3 protein-coding genes are annotated in these 2,035 nt (G+C 66.0%); all 3 read left to right on the top strand.

The window, feature by feature from the left end; genetic code table 11:
• Positions 1–327 (top strand): acyl-CoA dehydrogenase family protein (locus tag VGH54_RS07705; protein WP_331511343.1); only part of this gene is annotated, 327 nt, incomplete at its 5' end.
• A 17-nt stretch (positions 328–344) separates the two neighbouring features.
• On the top strand, positions 345–1,241 hold the full coding sequence (locus VGH54_RS07700) for an LLM class F420-dependent oxidoreductase (RefSeq protein ID WP_331511344.1): 897 nt from the start codon (positions 345–347) through the stop codon (positions 1,239–1,241).
• Positions 1,238–1,999 (top strand): alpha/beta hydrolase, encoded by a 762-nt coding sequence (locus VGH54_RS07695; RefSeq protein WP_331511342.1) that lies wholly within the window; start codon positions 1,238–1,240, stop codon positions 1,997–1,999. Before VGH54_RS07700 ends, VGH54_RS07695 begins: the two co-directional genes overlap by 4 nt.
• The last annotated feature ends 36 nt before the right edge of the window (positions 2,000–2,035 follow it).

Raw genomic sequence — 2,035 nt, 5'->3', positions numbered from 1 at the left:
GGGGGCACGCTGGCTGACAAGCAGGGCATCAAGTGGATGCTGGCGGATAGCGAGGTGGACCTGCGGGCGGCGCGGCTGCTGATCTACCAAGCCGCCTGGAACGCTGATCTCGGACGCGATGTCCGGGTAGACGCGTCAGTGGCCAAGATGTTCGCGACAGAGTCCGCCTATCGAGTTTTGGACCGGTGCATCCAAATTCACGGTGCGCTGGGAATCTCCACCGAACTACCGCTGGAGCGCTGGTTCCGCGATCTGCGGGTCAAGCGACTCGGCGAAGGAGCCACCGAAGTGCAACGTGAGGTCATCGCTCGATCGCTGGTGAGGTAGTCGTGCGCTACAACCTGATGTTTCCGATGCGGGCCGTCAAGCACTGGGACCGGTGGTGCGAGGGTGCAGGCATCGGCGACGTCGCACGACTGGTGGAAGACGCCGGCTTCGATGGCTTTTCGATGTCTGAACACCCATTTCCCGACCGGGAGTGGTTGGCCCACGGTGGCCACCACGCTTTCGACCCGTTCGTGTCACTTAGCTTCGCGGCGGCGGCCACCACCCGCATCCGGCTCATGACCTACATCCTGGTATCGGGTTATCGCAACCCGTATCTGACGGCCAAAGCGGCCGCGAGTTTCGACCTGCTCTCCGGCGGTCGATTCACGTTAGGCACCGGGGCCGGCTACCTGAAGACCGAATTCGAAGCGCTGGGAGCCGATTTCGACCGGCGTGGTGCGCTGCTCGACGAGGCGATCGCGGCGTGGAAAGCCTCCTGGACGGGCGTCGACCACGACGGGCCGGAGTTTGGGGTCGAAGGCCACGTCGCGCTGCCACCGCCGGTTACCACGGGCGGTCCGCCGATCTGGATCGGCGGGAACGGCGCGGCCGCGCAACGCCGTGTCGTGGAGGTCGCTGACGGCTGGATGCCGATGGCGGCGTCGGGCGAAATGGCCGCGATCACCCGCGCCCGTCCACTCGAAGACATCGACACGCTTGCCGAGTGGATCGCAAAGGTGAACAAGCGACGGGCGGAGACGGGCCGCGGCGCTGCCGACATCGCCTTCGTTCCCTTCGAAGCCGACCTGCTCGCCAGCGGCGACTGTGAGAAATTTTGCGCCGCAGTACAACCACGGCTGGACGCTTACGCCCAGTCGGGCGTCACATGGATCACCGTCGAGCCGGCCAGCAGGAGCCTCACCGACTTCCGCACCGACATCGACATGCTGAGCTCCCAGTTGATCGACCGATGACCGGCCCCACCAAGTCCCTGCCCGACCTCGTGCTCGTCCACGGCGGCGAGCACGCCGGCGACTGCTGGGATCTCGTCGTCGCCGAATTGCGGAGTGCGGAGCCGGAATTGCGCACCCTCGCGGTGGACCTACCGGGCCGCGGCCGCACGCCAGGAGACTTGGCGACCGCCACCATCGACGAGTGGGTGGACTCAGTCGTCGCCGACATCGAGCGGGAACGCCTGGGCGACATCGTGATCGTGGGCCACTCGATGGCGGGCGTGACGGTCCCCGGCGTCGTCACCAAACTCGGCTCAGCACGGGTACGCGAGATGGTTCTCGTCACCGCGTTCGTCCCCCGTCAGGGTCAGGCGATCGTCGACACCTTGACCGGTCCGTTGGCGGCCTTCGCGCGGTTCGCCGCTCGAGGCGGCAGACCATTCAAGGTTCCAAGCGTGGCCGCGCAGTACGCGTTCTGCAACGGCATGACCCCCGCGCAGCGCCGACTGACGATCTCGAGGTTGTACACCGAATCAGCGCGGATACCCGCAGAACCCGTGGATCGCAGCGGGTTTCCCGATGATGTACCGCGCACCTGGATACTGACCACCCGCGACCGCGCCCTGTCGCAAAAATCCCAGCGCGCGAGCATCGCCGCCCTCGGCGGCGTGCACGAGGTGATCCCCGTCGACGCCTGTCACGACGTCATGTTCAGCCACCCGGAGCAGTTGGCAGAAATACTTCTCGAGCGCTGCCGACTGCGAGGGAGCGTCCGGTGACAGCTGAACCGACATCCTTCTTCGTCACCGACGGAG

Source organism: Mycobacterium sp., from assembly GCF_036488105.1.
In the GTDB taxonomy this organism is placed as follows: Bacteria; Actinomycetota; Actinomycetes; order Mycobacteriales; family Mycobacteriaceae; genus Mycobacterium.
The sequence above is the reverse complement of the archived record's forward strand: the minus strand, read 5'-3'. Positions and strand labels throughout refer to the sequence as shown.

Bases quoted from the DNA above. Each gene is read 5' to 3' on its own strand.
- VGH54_RS07695 (WP_331511342.1), top strand. From the start codon at position 1,238: ATGACCGGCCCCACCAAGTCCCTGCCCGACCTCGTGCTCGTCCACGGC.
- VGH54_RS07700 (WP_331511344.1), top strand. From the start codon at position 345: ATGTTTCCGATGCGGGCCGTCAAGCACTGGGACCGGTGGTGCGAGGGT.